13 protein-coding genes are annotated in these 15780 nt (G+C 62.4%); 5 read left to right on the top strand and 8 right to left on the bottom strand.

Features of this window, described 5'->3' with window-relative positions; genetic code table 11:
- Positions 1-267 precede the first annotated feature (267 nt).
- Both AC2CQI_RS26005 and AC2CQI_RS26010 read right to left on the bottom strand, forming a co-directional pair.
- Positions 268-1020 (bottom strand): transglutaminase-like domain-containing protein, encoded by a 753-nt coding sequence (locus tag AC2CQI_RS26005; RefSeq protein WP_484578306.1) that lies wholly within the window; start codon positions 1018-1020, stop codon positions 268-270.
- A 51-nt stretch (positions 1021-1071) separates the two neighbouring features.
- Positions 1072-1962, bottom strand: a complete 891-nt coding sequence (locus AC2CQI_RS26010) for a LysR family transcriptional regulator (protein WP_484578307.1) — start codon at positions 1960-1962, stop codon at positions 1072-1074.
- A gap of 115 nt (positions 1963-2077) precedes the next feature.
- Here AC2CQI_RS26010 and AC2CQI_RS26015 point away from each other — a divergent pair, with 115 nt between their 5' ends.
- The 4 genes from AC2CQI_RS26015 (at position 2078) to guaA (ending at position 6676) form a co-directional block, all read left to right on the top strand.
- Positions 2078-2842: a sulfite exporter TauE/SafE family protein gene (locus tag AC2CQI_RS26015; protein ID WP_484580668.1), complete on the top strand. Its 765-nt coding sequence runs from the start codon at positions 2078-2080 to the stop codon at positions 2840-2842.
- A gap of 24 nt (positions 2843-2866) precedes the next feature.
- The gene (locus AC2CQI_RS26020; RefSeq protein WP_075806683.1) at positions 2867-3424 is read left to right on the top strand and encodes a sugar ABC transporter ATPase; all 558 of its coding nucleotides are present in this window, start codon (positions 2867-2869) and stop codon (positions 3422-3424) included.
- An 85-nt stretch (positions 3425-3509) separates the two neighbouring features.
- The gene (gene guaB, locus AC2CQI_RS26025) at positions 3510-4979 is read left to right on the top strand and encodes an IMP dehydrogenase (protein ID WP_484578308.1); all 1470 of its coding nucleotides are present in this window, start codon (positions 3510-3512) and stop codon (positions 4977-4979) included.
- Positions 4980-5098: 119 nt separating this feature from the next.
- Positions 5099-6676: a glutamine-hydrolyzing GMP synthase gene (gene guaA / locus AC2CQI_RS26030; RefSeq protein ID WP_075806685.1), complete on the top strand. Its 1578-nt coding sequence runs from the start codon at positions 5099-5101 to the stop codon at positions 6674-6676.
- Between the two features lie 58 nt (positions 6677-6734).
- Here the strand turns inward: guaA and AC2CQI_RS26035 are convergent, their stop codons facing one another.
- Genes AC2CQI_RS26035 through AC2CQI_RS26050 form a run of 4 tightly spaced genes read right to left on the bottom strand, consistent with a single transcriptional unit; the run spans position 6735 to position 12058 of the window.
- Positions 6735-8210, bottom strand: coding sequence for a ComEC/Rec2 family competence protein (locus AC2CQI_RS26035; RefSeq protein WP_484578309.1), 1476 nt, complete (start codon positions 8208-8210; stop codon positions 6735-6737).
- Between the two features lie 32 nt (positions 8211-8242).
- Positions 8243-9292, bottom strand: coding sequence for a peptidoglycan-binding protein (locus AC2CQI_RS26040; RefSeq protein ID WP_484578310.1), 1050 nt, complete (start codon positions 9290-9292; stop codon positions 8243-8245).
- Positions 9289-9858: a hypothetical protein gene (locus AC2CQI_RS26045; protein ID WP_484578311.1), complete on the bottom strand. Its 570-nt coding sequence runs from the start codon at positions 9856-9858 to the stop codon at positions 9289-9291. The genes AC2CQI_RS26040 and AC2CQI_RS26045 overlap by 4 nt, the downstream gene beginning before the upstream one ends.
- 1 nt (position 9859) lies before the next feature.
- A complete protein-coding gene (locus AC2CQI_RS26050) occupies positions 9860-12058 on the bottom strand; it encodes a GNAT family N-acetyltransferase (RefSeq protein ID WP_484578312.1) in 2199 nt (732 codons plus the stop codon).
- Positions 12059-12276: 218 nt separating this feature from the next.
- On the opposite strand from AC2CQI_RS26050, the gene AC2CQI_RS26055 reads away from it, so the two are divergent.
- The gene (locus AC2CQI_RS26055; RefSeq protein ID WP_484578313.1) at positions 12277-14160 is read left to right on the top strand and encodes an amidohydrolase; all 1884 of its coding nucleotides are present in this window, start codon (positions 12277-12279) and stop codon (positions 14158-14160) included.
- Positions 14161-14234: 74 nt separating this feature from the next.
- On the opposite strand, the gene AC2CQI_RS26060 is transcribed toward AC2CQI_RS26055, so the two are convergent.
- Both AC2CQI_RS26060 and AC2CQI_RS26065 read right to left on the bottom strand, forming a co-directional pair.
- Positions 14235-14741 (bottom strand): acyltransferase, encoded by a 507-nt coding sequence (locus tag AC2CQI_RS26060; protein WP_484578314.1) that lies wholly within the window; start codon positions 14739-14741, stop codon positions 14235-14237.
- Positions 14742-14846: 105 nt separating this feature from the next.
- A complete protein-coding gene (locus AC2CQI_RS26065) occupies positions 14847-15737 on the bottom strand; it encodes a LysR family transcriptional regulator (RefSeq protein ID WP_484578315.1) in 891 nt (296 codons plus the stop codon).
- Positions 15738-15780 lie beyond the last annotated feature (43 nt).

Consider the following 15780-nt stretch of genomic DNA (forward strand, 5'->3'; position numbering starts at 1 on the left):
CGTCCGCCCAGCCTTGCAGGCTTCGCTGTCGCGCAGAGAACAGTTATTGAGCCGCGCCGCAATCATTGTGGGAGCGAGCTTGCTCGCGAAGGGCCGCAAAGCGGCCCCAAAGCCATCCACCTCGTTGTGTCAGGAAAGTTGCGGACTCAGGTTTTGCGACGGCTTCGCCGCCGTTCGCGAGCAAGCTCGCTCCCACGCGGTCTATGCAAATCAATAATATGGAGCGGGAAAACCTGCTCTCAAGGTCCGCAGCGTGCTTTGAAGGCTTCAACCTGATTGATGATCGCAGGCCTGGCTACCTGGAGCACCTTCGCGGATCTTCCGCACGTTGTCGTTAAGCACCTTGTAGAAGAAGTTGTGGTACAGCCAGCCCTTCACTCCGCTGAGATTGGTCTTGTGCTCGCGATAGAAGTCATCCGGCGAGTCGTACAGCCCCAGCTCGCGGGCGATGCCTTCGCGCTGGATATAGGTGTCGCGTCCGGTCCACTGCACCGCCGGCTCGGCCAGCGACGGGGTGGCCACGGCATAGCCGAGGAAGGCGTGCTGGCAGTTGCTGAACCTGTTTTGCACCGCCCGCAGGTATTGCTCGTCGAGGATCACGCCCTCCAGGACGACCCACTGCCCTTGCAACTCGACCTCGACCCAGGTGTGGAGGATTTCCCGTGGCGCCATGAAATACACGAACGCCGTCATCGCACCTTTTTGCAGGCGCTTGTCGATGGTGAAGGCGCGCAGCCGGCAGGGAATGCCGAGGGCGCGGAGCAGGGCCATCAGCAGATTCGACTTGGTATTGCAGTGGCCCAGGCCCTCGTCGAGGATCGCCGAGGCGGGCAGGCTGTCGGCGCCGGCGTTGTAGCCGAAGAGGATCTCGTCGCGGCAGAACTCGTAGACCGCACGGGCCGCCTGTTCGGCCGGCAACCGGCGCCAGCCACGGGCGTCGATCAGGCGGGTGATCGTCGGGGCGTCGAAATCGAGTATCCCGGTGCGTTGCAGATAGTCCTGATCCTGTTGCGTGCTCATGGCAAAGCCTCCGTGTTTTTGCCTAGGGTGGACCCTGTAGTTACTTCAGGGTCAAGGATGTCTCTCTTGCATGTGATCGAGGAACTCTCTGACCAAGGGACCGGAATCACGCCTGTAGGCGATCGCTACCGTACTGACGCAACCGGGATCCGCCAATGGGATAAACCGCAGCGACGCCGGGGCGATGTCCTGCATGCAGCGCGGCAGCAGGGCCACACCAAATCCGGCCTGGATCAACTGCAACTGGGTAGTCTTGCGCGACACCACCCGCGCTGGCCGAGGAAAGAAGCCGGCAGCCATGCACAGCTCCGCCGACAGATAACTCAGGCCACCACGCTGTCGATGCGGAATGGAGATGAAAGGCTGCCCGGCCAGCTCCGCCAGCCGCACGCTATAGCGGCCTGCCAGTTCATGCTCCTCGGCCACCGCCAGCAACAGCGGCTCCTCGAACAGCGGTTCGACACACAACCCTTCATGCTGGCGCAACACCGGCAACCTCAACAGTCCGATATCCAGGCGCCCGTCGGCCAGCTCTTCAAGCTGGCCTTCCGAGGAAAGCTGGGCTATCTCCATGGAGACCCCGGCATTCTCGTGCAGGTAACCGCTGACCCGCTGCAACAGGGCGCCGGTCAGCGGCACCGTGCTGGAATGGCTCAGGCGCAGGCTGCCGCGCAGGCCCTGGCCGACGGCGCGGGCCAGGTCACTGGCCTTGTCCAGGTCCAGCAACAGGTTGCGCGCCCGCGGCAGGAAGGCCGCGCCGGCAGCGGTGAGACGGGGGAGGCGGGCAGTGCGTTCGAACAGCGCGGTGTCGAGTTGCTGTTCCAGTTCGCGGATCTGTCGGCTCAACGCCGACTGGGCGATATACAGGCGCTCGGCCGCAGCACTGAAGCTGCCGCTCTCGGCGATTTCAACGAAGTAGCGCAATTGGCGGGTGGAGATCATGAGCTATGCCGTTTCGAGATGGCTGATGGCGATATTGCATATTAGTCGGCATGGCTGCCCGCTGGTTAAGGTGCGCTGAAAACATATTCAAGGTGTTGCCCGGATGCTCGCTGACCTGTTTGCCCAACTGCCGTTTTCCCTGCTCGACTGGCTGCCGATCCTGTTAGGCGTGGCCGCTGCCTATGTGGTGTTCGGCATCGCCGGCTTCGGCACCGCCCTGGTGGCGGGCCCCATCCTGATCAACTTCATGCCGCTGTCGCGCATCATCCCGTTGTTGGTGCTGCTGGATTTCGTCGCCGCCTTCGGCAACTGGCTGCCGGCGCGCAAGGCGGTGAACAAGGGCGAACTGTTGCGCTTGCTGCCGTTCATGGCCCTGGGCTGCACCCTGGGCGTGGTGTTCCTGCTCAACCTGCATGCCGATGTGCTGATGCTGCTGATGGGCCTGTTCATCAGCGCCTACGCGCTCTATAGCCTGGCGGTGAAGGTCAAACCGGCCAACCTGGCGGCGGGCTGGTCGGTGCCGGCGGGGACGGTGGGCGGGCTGTTCGGTGCATTGTTCGGCAGCGGCGGCTTTCTTTATGCGCTGTACCTGAATGCCCGGCTGGACTCGACCGAGCAGGCGCGGGCGACCCAGAGTGCGCTGATCAGTTGCAGCACCGTGGTGCGCCTGAGCCTGTTCCTGATCGCGGGCGTGTACGCCGACCTGCCGCTGTTGCTGCTGGCGCTGTGCCTGTTGCCGATGATGTTCCTCGGCCTGCGGGTGGGCCGGCGCCTGACGTTGAACATGTCCCGCGAGGCCTTCGTGCGCCTGGTGACCTGGCTGGTGCTGGCCAGTGGCGTGGCGCTGATCGGTCGCTGGCTGAGTCAGGTAAACTGGTGACTTTGAACCGACCCGACCGCTGTCATGATCACCCAGAGCATCATCGTTCCGAAAATGTCCTCCATTCCCGTGCACGAAGCCCGTGCACGGGCCATCCTGCGCTGGCTGGTGCGCGAGAAGATCGTCGAGGAAGCCCTGAGCACCTGTGGCGGCACCGGCAACCGCATGGGCCATGCCATCGCCGAGGGCGCGCGCAAGGTGGTCGAACGGCCCGAGCTGCTGCCCTTCGGCAAGCGCATCAACGGCCTGGAGATCATCACCAAGCGCTGCATCTATACGCCGTCGCAGGATTTCCTCGAGGAAGCCGGCTGTCCGGAGTGCCGCCGGGAGATCGGCGAGGCGCTGTTCGAAAGCCTGGAAGAGTGGATGCCGGCGCAGACCGACAACTTCACCTGCCCCGAATGCGGCCATGAAGACGACATCAACGGCTTCCTTTTCCTCCAGCCGTGTGCCTTTTCCAACCTCGGCTTCATCTTCAATGGGTGGGCCGATGCCGGTTTCAAACCTGCCTTCCTCGACGCCTTCGCCGACTGGCTGGACCAGCCCGTGGCGGTAGTGCGCGGGACGCTTGGCGGCAACTGACCGAAGGCCCATCTTTGCATTGAGCGAAACGGCGCGCATGAGTATAATGGCGCGCTTCCATTTTTCCCGCCCGGGAGCCCCCGCGATGCTGCGTATCAGCCAAGAAGCCCTGACCTTCGACGACATTCTCCTTGTACCTGGCTATTCCGAGGTACTGCCCAACGAAGTCAGTCTCAAGACCCGTTTGACCCGTGGCATCGAGCTGAACATTCCGTTGGTCTCCGCCGCCATGGATACCGTGACCGAAGCCCGCCTGGCCATTGCCATGGCGCAGGAAGGCGGCATCGGCATCATCCACAAGAACATGACCATCGAGCAGCAGGCCGGCGAAGTCCGCAAGGTCAAGAAGTTCGAGGCCGGCGTGGTCAAGGACCCGATCACCATCGATGCCGACGCCACCGTGCGTGACCTCTTCGAGCTGACCCGCCTGAACAACATCTCCGGCGTACCGGTGCTGCACAACGGCGACCTGGTCGGCATCGTTACCTCCCGCGACGTGCGTTTCGAAACCCGCCTGGACGTCGCCGTGCGTGACGTGATGACTCCGAAAGAGCGCCTGGTCACCGTCCGCGAAGGTGCGAACAAGAACGAAGTCCGCGAGCTGCTGCACAAGCACCGCCTGGAAAAAGTCCTGATCGTCGATGCCGAGTTCAACCTCAAGGGCATGATGACCGTCAAGGACATCGAGAAGGCCAAGGCCTACCCGCTGGCCAGCAAGGACGACCAGGGTCGCCTGCGCGTCGGCGCTGCGGTCGGCACCGGCAAGGACACCGGCGAGCGCGTAGCCGCCCTGGTTGCCGCCGGCGTTGACGTGGTCGTCGTGGACACCGCTCACGGCCACTCCAAAGGCGTGATCGATCGCGTTCGCTGGGTCAAGGAAACCTACCCGCAAGTGCAGGTGATCGGCGGCAACATCGCCACCGGCGCTGCGGCCAAGGCCCTGGCTGAAGCCGGCGCCGACGCGGTCAAGGTCGGTATCGGCCCTGGCTCGATCTGCACCACCCGTATCGTTGCCGGTGTCGGCGTGCCGCAGATCAGCGCCATCGCCAACGTCGCCGCAGCCCTTGAAGGCACCGGCGTTCCGCTGATCGCCGACGGTGGCATCCGCTTCTCCGGTGACCTGTCCAAGGCCATCGTTGCTGGCGCCTCGTGCGTGATGATGGGTTCGATGTTCGCCGGTACCGAAGAGGCCCCGGGTGAAGTCGAACTGTTCCAGGGCCGTTCCTACAAGGCCTACCGCGGCATGGGTTCGCTGGGTGCAATGGCCCAGGCCCAGGGTTCCTCGGACCGTTACTTCCAGGACTCCTCGGCCGGCGCCGAGAAGCTGGTACCGGAAGGCATCGAAGGCCGCGTTCCTTACAAGGGCGCACTGGCCGCGATCATCCACCAGCTGATGGGCGGCCTGCGCTCCTCGATGGGCTACACCGGTAGCGCTACCATCGAAGAGATGCGCACCAAGCCAGAGTTCGTGCGCATCACCGGTGCCGGCATGGCCGAGTCCCACGTGCATGACGTACAGATCACCAAGGAAGCGCCAAACTACCGGGTCGGCTGACGCCTCCAGCGGCAAGCTTCAAGCTCCAAGCGGTAGTTGCGCTGCAGCAACTACCGCGCTTTCCCCGATCAACTTGCAGCTTGCGGCTTGAAGCTTGCAACTGCATCAGAGAGTTCCTCATGGCCCTCGACATTCACGCTCACCGCATCCTGATTCTCGACTTCGGTTCCCAGTACACCCAGCTGATCGCCCGCCGCGTGCGCGAAATCGGCGTGTACTGCGAGCTGCACCCGTTCGACATGGACGATGAAGCGATTCGTGCCTTCAACCCGCGCGGGATCATCCTCGCCGGCGGTCCTGAGTCGGTCCACGAAGCCAACAGCCCGCGTGCACCGCAGGCCGTGTTCGACCTGAACGTACCGGTCCTGGGCATCTGCTACGGCATGCAGACCATGGCCGAGCAGATGGGCGGCAAGGTCGAAGGTTCCGAGCTGCGCGAATTCGGCTACGCCCGTGTCGACGTGGTCGGCAAGAGCCGCCTGCTGGATGGCATCGAAGACCACGTCGATGACGACGGCGTCCTCGGCCTGGACGTGTGGATGAGCCACGGTGACAAGGTCACCCGCATGCCGGAAGACTTCCACGTGCTGGCCAGCACTCCGAGCTGCCCGATCGCCGGCATGTTCGACGATGCCCGCGGCTACTACGGCGTGCAGTTCCACCCGGAAGTGACCCACACCAAGCAGGGCGGTCGCATCCTGTCCCGCTTCATCCTCGACATCTGCGGCTGCGAAGCCCTGTGGACCGCCTCGAACATCGTCGAGGACGCGATTGCCCAGGTGCGCGAGCAGGTGGGTTCGGCCAACGTCCTGCTGGGCCTGTCCGGCGGCGTCGACTCCTCCGTGGTTGCCGCGCTGCTGCACCGCGCCATCGGCGACCAGTTGACCTGCGTCTTCGTCGACAACGGCCTGCTGCGCCTGCACGAAGGTGACCAGGTCATGGCCATGTTCAAGGAGAACATGGGCGTCAAGGTCATCCGTGCCGACGCCGAAGCGCAGTTCCTCGGCAACCTGGAAGGCGAAGCCGACCCGGAGAAGAAGCGCAAGATCATCGGTCGCACCTTCATCGACATCTTCGATGCTGAAGCCAGCAAGCTGGAAAACATCCAGTTCCTTGCCCAGGGCACCATCTACCCGGACGTCATCGAGTCGGCTGGCGCCAAGAGCGGCAAGGCTCATGTGATCAAGTCGCACCACAACGTCGGTGGCCTGCCTGAGGAAATGAACCTCAAGCTGGTCGAGCCGCTGCGCGAACTGTTCAAGGACGAAGTACGCAAGATCGGCCTCGAGCTGGGCCTGCCGTACGACATGGTCTACCGTCACCCGTTCCCGGGCCCGGGCCTGGGCGTGCGCATCCTCGGCGAAGTGAAGAAGGAATACGCCGACCTGCTGCGTCGTGCCGACCACATCTTCATCGAAGAACTGCGCAAGGCCGACTGGTACCACAAGACCAGCCAGGCCTTCGTGGTGTTCCAGCCGGTCAAATCGGTGGGCGTGGTCGGTGATGGCCGTCGCTACGCCTGGGTCGTCGCCCTGCGCGCCGTCGAGACCGTGGACTTCATGACCGCGCGCTGGGCGCACCTGCCGTACGAGCTGCTGGAGACTGTCAGCGGCCGGATCATCAACGAGATCGAGGGGATTTCGCGGGTGACGTACGATGTGTCGAGCAAGCCGCCGGCGACGATTGAGTGGGAATGAGGGACTGATCCCCATCGATCACTGAAAACCAGAAGCCCGCTTTAATGCGGGCTTTTGTTTATTTCTTCTTTACGTTCTGAACCGTGGCAGTGCTGTTTTTTTCATTTTTCACTTTCTTGCGCACTCGGGGTTTCACCACGGGTTCGTCATACTCTTCATCCTCTATTTCGTCATCCTCATCCTCTAATTCTTCATCCTCATCTCCGTCACTCCAGTCCTCATTTCGATTTCTCTTGTTGTTGAGGCTCTGCTTCTTCTTGAGTTGTGCACGTTGCAGGTGGAGTTGCTCGTCCTTGTGCGATGCACAGACAATCAGGTCAACGGAGCGCATGCTGACGAATACCCGGCTGGCCGGATCATCACAGCCGGGGACCACGCACTTCAGGACCTTTACTGTCTTTAGCTTTTCCGTCCTGAGACCGCGCTCTTCGTCAGGGCAGTCGTCCATCTCTCGCATCGACGTGAGCAGGGTGTCCATCGCCTTGTCCAGTTGCAGGCTTTTCTTGCTGGAAATGGTTTCCGAATCGTCACCATTGGTGAGCAGATGCTTTTTTTCGCTGATGTTGACCAGGATCTTTTCGTCCTTGTACAGCGCGAAGCCGACATCGCCCCATTTCGAGCCAACGCGCCCAACATGCAGCCACTCGTTGTCGAGGAATGCGTCCTGGAAATGATGCTGCGTCATCAGGATCCATGGCAGGTTGGCTTCTGCTACCTTCAGAAGATCCAGTCCCGGATGCTTATGGACGCGTCCGGCGCCCATGATGACCCAGTGCGACGCTTCTTTGAGTGCTGCTTTCTTCGCATTCGTGGTGCCCACGGTCGAGCCGTGGTGGTCAAGTTTGATGATCGTTGCGGCCAGCGGGCCTGACTCCGAATCTCCACCGGTGTAGTACGTCGTTTCGGTCGTTTCGTTACTGTCCTTGAGTATCCATTGCAGGCTTGAAGCATTGTTCTCTTCGCAGTTGGAAGGCGTGTATTGGATAGGCCAGCTTTTGAGTTCGAGCTTCATCCCGTTCTTGAAGCTCTGGTGCGTCGGAAGGCTGTAATCCATCGTGACGCCGTAAATCTTTGCGTGGGTGCTGAGGTTCCGGCATGCGATGAACGCCTTGCTGCCCTCTTCCATATCGGGGGGGTAAACGCTGCCTGTCCTATTGATGATAGTGATATCGGCAGGCGTCAGGACCACCAGTTTCTTCGGTGGCGGTTTCGTGCCGGAGTCTATGCAAATACTACGGATCGCTTTGAAAAGGCCGTAGTAGTGATCAAGGTCGTAATGACTCACGATGAACGCGAGGGGTGTCTTTCCTTCATCCAGCAGCAGCTTGATCAATGCTGTCAGTCGTGTACCGGTGCCTCCCTTGCCACCGTCGATGACGATGAACTCGCTGTCGGTATAGAGCACCGAGCAATCCCCACCCGACCCGCAATCGAGGTGGATGATGCGTACCAGAGGGCGCTCCGTCTTCTTGACCGTGGCTTGCTTGGTCCGCGGCGCGGAATGGGTCGAGCCGGTTTTTTTCGCTGATCGCATGGCTGGCTACTTCCTGTGCTTCATAGGGCGGCCTAGGACAGCGCAATGCTTAGTAGCGCTGACTGGGTCGCATCATCCATCGCGCCAGTGACGGCAAGCTGCCTGGAGCGCTGGAACTCGCGGATCGCCATTTCCGTTCTTTCTCCCAGTTCACCGTCTTGAGCCCCGCATTCGTAGCCGAGGCGGTTGAGCCGGGCTTGCCAGCCCGACACCGTATCGATCGGATCGACATGGCCGATATTGAACACATGGGTCTCGGCCTCCTCTCCAGGGTTCAACACGATAGTGGCCTGGGTGACGTCGGCAGGGATTGCCTGGTTGACGAAGCCCTGGTCATCCGTGGTACCCGAGATGTCACCCGGCGGCTCGCCCTGATCCGTCTTCAGGCTCAGCAAGTAAGGCACGCCGGCCCTGGGCGTCTCATCGTCCTCCAGGAAGCGGATGTGCAAGGATTCCGGTACGCCCTTGCGCTCGACCGTCAGTTGCTTGCCCGTTTCGACCACTGCTTTTTTCAGGCGTTTGTCCGGGATCACCACAGTGTCGTTTTCCAGGAGGACGTACATGTTGTCGTGGCGACGTTCCTTCAGCGCGGCGTTCGCCTCGTTGTTCCACAAGGTCTCCGGGAAGAAACCGTAGCGCTCGGCGATCTTGCCTATGCACTCGCCTTGCCGGATTACATGGGTCTGCTCGCCGGCAGGCGCTGCCTCGGGCGCTGCCTGCCAGGTGGCGAGGGTGGTGCAGGTGGCCTGCCCAGGCGGCAGGTCCACAGTGGTTTTCACCTGCCATGCTTCTTCGTCCAGTTCCGAGAGGCTGAGTTCGTAGCTACCCGGCGGCAGCCCCTTGAACCGGTAGCTGCCGTCAGGGCTGGTCTTGCCGAGGAGGGCCTGGCCGTCTTCCCGGGTTATCACCAGCGCGATGCCGTCGAGTCCCGAGCCGTCCTCGCCGACCACGTTCACCTCGATGATCTGGTTCGACGCCTGTTCGGCCGCCGGGCATGCAACGGTGGTGGCACCTACCGTCTGCGTGTCGCTCTGGGCCTGGGCGGCGCTTTCTGCTTGGGCGAGTGGATTATCGTTGGTCACGGGAAAAACTCCTCGTCGCTGCGCAGCGCCAGGCTGGAACGATGGCTGGACGGATTGGTCTTGAACCGTTCGTCACTCTCAAGGCCGCCAGGTGGAGTGATGCGATAGCTGTCATGGCCCGAGAAGTCCGCGGCCGCCTGGGGTTCGAGTGCCGGCGGCGACTCGTCCGCAAGCAGGCCCAGTACCCTGCGCTGCGCCAGATTGCGGGCTTCGACGCTCTGCCGGTGCAGGCAACTGTTCACCAGGCGATCCAGGCGCTCGCCGGGGTTGGCCAGTGCAGTATCGGTGAGGATGTCACGCATCCACGCCAGTTCCGGGTCGCTGTCGAATGCCCAGCCATAGGTTGCAGCGAGGTTGATGAAGCGGCAGACCTGCTGTCGGCTGGTCAGTTGATGGCCGGCGGCGCGGTCGATCGCCTCGCTGACGCGGCTATGTAGTTCGTCCGGGGTCAACAGCCAGGCAGGGGTCGGGAAGTACCGGTAGACGTGGTCCAGCATGTCCTTGATGAATTGCTCGCGAGCGGGCTGAGCCAGGGCCTGGAGCTGGGCGTTGCGGATGATCAGCATGCTAGCCTGGCCCTTGTTCGGCCAGGAAAAGGCTGACGACGCTGCGCAGCGCCTGCTCATCTTCCGCGGGACCAAGGTAGTGGTAGCGGCAGTCGGGAGGCGCGTCCACCGGCTGCAAGGCCAGGCGCCGGTAGCCCAGTCTGTCGAGTATCCGCTGCGAGCTGGCATTCGACATGTCGACGCTGCCGAACAGGTGGCGGATACCCCTGAGGTCAGCCAGTTGGTGCAGCAGCGTCATGGCTTGGGCACCGTAGCCCCGGTTCTGGTAGTCGCGGCCGATCCAGTAGTGGAAACGTGCGCTCTGGCTGCCGCCGGGGGCCAAGGCTTGCGGCGTGTACTCCAGGGCCGCGACACCGACCAGGCCGAGCTCCGGATGCAGGATTGCCAGGGCATGGCGGTGCTCGGACTGGTGTTGCCTCAGCCATTCCTTGGCGTGGGCGACACCACGCAGGCGCTCTACGCCGGCCAGTGCGCACAGTTCCGGGTCGCGTTGCAGACGGTAGAGCGAGCGTGCCTGATGGGGGCCGAGCAGGCTGGCGTATATCGACTCCCCGGCCGGCAAATGCAACGTTTGCGCGCTCAGCAGGGCTTGGCAACGCGTTTGCCAGGCTGAGAGTTCGGCGAGCTGGCGTTGGACGTCGAAATTGCGGTTTTCCTCGTCGTCCTGGTCGTCATCCGATTCTGACTCCAGTTCCAGCGCTCTGCGCAGGCAGGCTTCGGCCTGGCTGTGGTTCGCCAGCTGCCAGTGCGCGATCCCCAGGTTGAACCAGTTGCTGCCCTGATCGTATTCCTGCGCATCGGCGGCAGCGAGGGACTGGCCGAACCACTCGATGGCCAGCGTCCAGCGATTGAGTTCAGTGGCCATGCAAGCCAGGTCGAAGGCGAGATCGTAGTCTTCGCCGATCGGCAGGTGAAAGCGCCAGATTTCACCGAGCGCCTGGGACCACCGCCGTTGTGCCTCGCCAGGCAGGCGGGCGAGGACGGCCTCGATGCGAGGGAGTAACAGGTAGAACAGTCGGGTATCCCAGTGACCAAGGCGCAGGTACGCCAGTATCTGTTCAGGGCTCACTGACAGCTCATCGTGCTCCAGCGCCTGTTTGATCCGGTAGTAATCGTTGGGGTTGAAGCCTTGCAGGGCGTGTTGCGCTGCCGACGCCGTTTCGCGCCAGGTGCCGGCAGGGGCGGGCCGCCAGCAGCCCGCAAGGAGGGTGAGGCCGTCTTCGGCGCTGGTGGTCCAGTACGTGCCGCCATGGCCCTGGATGATGTCTGCCAGCACCCGGAAGTTGACGGGGAGGGTGAAACTGCCGTGGCAGGCGAACTCGGGTGCTTGCTGCCGGGCAAGGACTTCTGGCGCGTGGCTGCCACGGTCGGCGCTGAGCAGCAGCAGGTTGCCGTCGTACAGGTGGCTCAAGCGGTCCAGTGCCCTCAAGGCCATGGCGGGAAAGAGCAGGACGCAGGGTCGCAGGTGTCTGGCGTGATGCTCGATCAAAGGGTCCCAGCCCTGATCGGGATAGCCCGGTGCGGTGATACGGCGCTTCTGATACGCCGGCGTCATGCCCGCAAACGGCTGGTCGGGGTCGCTCGCGACGCCCGGTTCGACCTTCATCCAGCCTTCGTACAGGCGCTCCTTGTCCAGAAAGAACAAGTCCTGGCGAATGCTGCCGAACACATAATTGGCAATAACCACCGGCGGCAACCTCAGGCTGCCCGCCGTCAGGGTAATACCCTGGTTCTGCAACACCACCTCGCTGTCGCTTTCCACATCGAACAACGCAAAGTCCAGACGCCCCTGCTGAATGAACGGATCGAGCCTGGTCAACAACCGCTCGCGCCAGTGCTCCAGGGTCCTGGCACTGAAGTCGGTCATCACATAGCAGACCCGATCCTCCGGCCCGCGAATCGCATCGAAGGCCTCGAAGAACTGCAGCAGGAAGTGATACGCGAAACGCCCGCAGCCGCTGCCCAGTTCGATGATGTACAGCGGCTGGTCGCCGGTCAGGCCCTGGGCCTTGAGGTCGCGCCAGAAGCCCAGGACGATCTGCGCATAGGCATTGGCCATCACCGGGTGGCTGGTCACATAGTGCGGCACCTGCGCCTCGGCCCAGGCATCCAGCCCTTTTTCGCTGTAGTACTGGCGCTGCAGATCCCAGAGCGGGGATCGGGCAAACGCGCTGTAGTCGGCCTGCGCAGTCTCGGACATCAAGGCAACTCCCCGTTGTGCCATGGGCGAATCAGTCTATCCGGAACCCTGCCATGGGCAAGCAAAATATGGCTACTTGATATCGCCTCTCCCGGCCCTGTGGCGAGTGAGGAAATTGCTAAGTTCACAGACCAAATTGTCAATGCACACACGATTTGTGGTGCTAAGTTACCCCCGCGATCGAGTTCAGATCACCTCCGAAACTGAAAGGAATCATCATGTCGCAACGTCCCCAATTTGGCTGTGCCTGCTGTACGCCCAACATGCTGCCGCGCTACCAGCATGACCATGACGCCTGGCAGGAACTGCTCGACGACATTGCCGAACAGGCGCCCGTCGAGCCGCAGCAGGCGGTGATCTTCTTTGGCGGGAGCATCTATCCGGACCCTGAGCACCCGACGCACAAGGTCGAGGCCATCGGCATCGCCAACGGCGTGGTCAAGGCCAGCGGCACGCTCGTAGACGTGCGTGCGGCGATGCAGCCCTATAGCCCGGTGGACCGGCCGTTGACCGGCGAGGAAACCTTGCTGCCAGGGCTGATCGACGCCCACGCGCACCTGATGTCCAGTGCGCTGATCCATGACTGGACCGATCTGTCGCCGCTGAACGGCCAGTACCTGAACCGGGAATACAGCATCGCCGAGATCGAGGCGCGGATCCGCCAGGCGGCCGACGAGGTCAAGGGCAAGAGCGCAGCCGAGCAATGGGTGACCGGCTTCGGTATCGATCCTTCGCTGATGCTGGAGTGGACGGATATCGACGCCGAGCGCCTGGACAAGATCAGTGCCAGCTACGGCCCGGACCTGAAGATGTTCCTGCTCAACGCTTCCGGCCATATCAGCTACGTCAACACCGCGGCGTTGAACGCCGCCAAGCTCGATCCGGCGCAGTTCGGCAGCGGCGTGCTGACCGAGCAGCAGTCCGCGCAGATGCTCGCGGTGATTCCTGCACTGGGTGCAGACCAACTGATCGCCAACCTGAAGAAGGTCTTCGCCGAGGCCAACCAGCGCGGCGTCACCACGGTGTTCGACGCCAGTGTCGGGCTGTTCCAGGGGACCAAGGAGGTCTCGCTGATGAAAGGCCTGGCGCAGACCTCGGCGCTGACGGTGCGTGTCGGCGGGGCGCTGTATGGCAACAGCAATGACCTGATGACCTGGGTCGACTGCTACAAGCCCGAACTGGGCAGCGATGGCAACACGCTGTTCAGTGTGCGGGCGATCAAGCTGATCGCCGATGGTTCCAACCAGGGCCTGACCGGGTTGCAAAGCGAAGCCTATAACTGCTGTCACCAGCACTCGGTGCCAGGCGTGGGCGCCTACGGCCTGTTCAACTACAACCCGGTGCGGCAACTGGCGGATGTGATGCAGATCGTGTCGTCCGCCGGCTGGCCGATCCTGACCCACGCCAACGGCGACGAGGCCATCGCCAACGTGCTTTCCGCCTATCAGTTGGCGCTGTGCGACATTCCCTCGGCGAAGGATCCGCTACCCGATAAGCCGTTCCCGACCAAGCCGTCCTGGGCCGAGCAGCGCCACCGTATCGAACACTGCTCGCTGCTGCATGACGAGACCATTGGCCAGATGCAGCGCATGGCGATCTCGCCAAGTTTCCTGATCGGCCATGTCGGCTACTGGGGCAATGCGTTCCAGGGCACCATCTTGGGCGAGAAGCGTGCGAACCTGCTGGACCGTTGCGCTTCGGCCCTGAAAGGCGGTCTGCGTATCAGCCTGCACAGCGACCGCTTCGTGACCCCGTTCGGTCCGTTGCGCTACATGGAGCAGGCGATCGGTCGGGTGATGGAGGGCGCGGTGGGTGTGCCGGGGCGGAACATCGTGCTCAACGAGCATGAGTGCTTGGATGTGCACCAGGCTCTGCGTGCGGTGACCATCGATGCCGCCTGGCAATGCCACCTTGACCATCAGATCGGCTCGCTGCTCCAGGGCAAGCAGGCTGACCTGGTGATCCTCGCGCAGGATCCGTTGCAGTGGCAGGCGAAGCATCCTGTCGAACATCCCGCCAGGAAGCATGCCGCCGGCATGCGTGATATCGGTGTACTCGAGACCTGGGTAAGTGGTCGCAAGGTGCATTCGGTGCTGCTGTGAAGTAAGTGCACCCCGGTGCTGCACCGGGGATTGCCCTCGGAAGCCCGCATGCTTGCAGGCTTTCTTTTCAGTACTCAGCCTTCCAGCGTCCGCTGGACCTTCGCCGGGTTGCCATAGACCACCGCGTTGGCCGGCACGTCCTTGGTTACCACGGCACCGGCACCGACCAGGGCGTTTTCGCCGATGGTGATCCCTGGCAGGATTACCGCCCCACCGCCGATCGATGCACCGCGTTTGATCAGCGTCCGCGGAAACTCGCTCGGATAGACCTTCGAACGTGGGCTCTTGTCGTTGGTGAAGGTGACGTTCGGGCCGACGAAGACGTTGTCTTCCAGAGTGATGCCGTCGAAGACGTAGATGCCGTTCTTGACGGTTACGTTGTCGCCGATAACGACGTCGTTCTCGATGAAACAATGCGAGCAGATGTTGACGTTGCTACCAATGCGCGCGCCTTTGAGGACGACGCAGTACTGCCAGATCGTGGTTTTTTCGCCGATCGCCGTTGCGTGTACGTCAGCCAGGGCATGTACGAAGTAGTTGTTCGCGGCAGCGGTGTCCTGGGTGTCTTTCGGGGAGCTCATGCTCATTCCTTATGAATGTCTGACTAAATGCCGTGGCCGGGCGGAACTCGACCTTGTGCAAGGTAATGGCCTGCGAGAACACGGGATGAAACGAGCGATGTTACCTCAAGCGAACAGCAGGTTGTCACGCAGTCGCGAAACCGCGAGATCGACGAAAGCCCTGATCTTGGCCGGAGCTTGCCGTCCTTGGGGATACACCAGGTGTATCGGCAACGGCGGCTCCTCGAAATCCTCCAGTACCACCTGCAATTCCCCCTCCCGCAACGCCGGCCCGATCTGGTAATGCAGCACTCGGGTCACGCCCCATCCCGAACGCGCCGCATCGATCACCGCCTGGTTGGTATTGCACATCAGCACAGGGTCAATGGAGACCCGTTGCCCTCCGGCAAAGCGCCATTCCGGCGAAGCCCAGGAACTGTTGGAGGCGACGATGCGGTGGTCCTTCAAGTCGACGGGGGTTTGCGGTGTACCACGTTTCTCCAGGTAGCCCGGCGCGGCACAGATCACATGCCGTACCGCCCCGACCCGCACCGCAGTCAACCCCGAATCCGGCAGATGCCCGATGCGCACGGCCACATCGAGACCTTCCTCGACGATATTCACCTGGCGGTCGATGAACAGCGTGCGCGCGTGCATGCCCGGGTAGGCGTCGAGGTATTCGGTGATGATCGGCAGCACATGCAACTGCCCGAAAAGGATTGGCGCGGTGATCGCGAGGGTGCCGGACGGCTCGCGGTAATGCCCGGCCGCTGCCGCCTCGGCTTCGGCGATATCGCCAAGGATGCGCCGGCAATCGGCCAGATAGCGCGCCCCGGCCTCGGTGGTCTTGACCGAGCGGGTGGTGCGCACCAGCAGGCGGGCACCCACCAGGTCTTCCAGCGCGGCGATGATCCGCGTCACCGCCGGCGCGCTCATATGCACCGCCCGGGCGGTCTTGGCGAAGCTCTCGGTTTCCGCCACCTTGACGAACACCCGCATTGCCAGCCAACGATCCATTGCGCTGTGTTTCCTTCGTTTCAATCGCTTGTCTTGAGTGTCT

Source organism: Pseudomonas sp. P2S-1 (genome assembly GCF_057197725.1).

Bases quoted from the DNA above. Each gene is read 5' to 3' on its own strand.
- AC2CQI_RS26005 (WP_484578306.1), bottom strand. From the start codon at position 1,020: ATGAGCACGCAACAGGATCAGGACTATCTGCAACGCACCGGGATACTC.
- AC2CQI_RS26010 (WP_484578307.1), bottom strand. From the start codon at position 1,962: ATGATCTCCACCCGCCAATTGCGCTACTTCGTTGAAATCGCCGAGAGC.
- AC2CQI_RS26020 (WP_075806683.1), top strand. From the start codon at position 2,867: ATGATCACCCAGAGCATCATCGTTCCGAAAATGTCCTCCATTCCCGTG.
- guaB (WP_484578308.1), top strand. From the start codon at position 3,510: ATGCTGCGTATCAGCCAAGAAGCCCTGACCTTCGACGACATTCTCCTT.
- guaA (WP_075806685.1), top strand. From the start codon at position 5,099: ATGGCCCTCGACATTCACGCTCACCGCATCCTGATTCTCGACTTCGGT.
- AC2CQI_RS26035 (WP_484578309.1), bottom strand. From the start codon at position 8,210: ATGCGATCAGCGAAAAAAACCGGCTCGACCCATTCCGCGCCGCGGACC.
- AC2CQI_RS26045 (WP_484578311.1), bottom strand. From the start codon at position 9,858: ATGCTGATCATCCGCAACGCCCAGCTCCAGGCCCTGGCTCAGCCCGCT.
- AC2CQI_RS26050 (WP_484578312.1), bottom strand. From the start codon at position 12,058: ATGTCCGAGACTGCGCAGGCCGACTACAGCGCGTTTGCCCGATCCCCG.
- AC2CQI_RS26055 (WP_484578313.1), top strand. From the start codon at position 12,277: ATGTCGCAACGTCCCCAATTTGGCTGTGCCTGCTGTACGCCCAACATG.
- AC2CQI_RS26060 (WP_484578314.1), bottom strand. From the start codon at position 14,741: ATGAGCTCCCCGAAAGACACCCAGGACACCGCTGCCGCGAACAACTAC.
- AC2CQI_RS26065 (WP_484578315.1), bottom strand. From the start codon at position 15,737: ATGGATCGTTGGCTGGCAATGCGGGTGTTCGTCAAGGTGGCGGAAACC.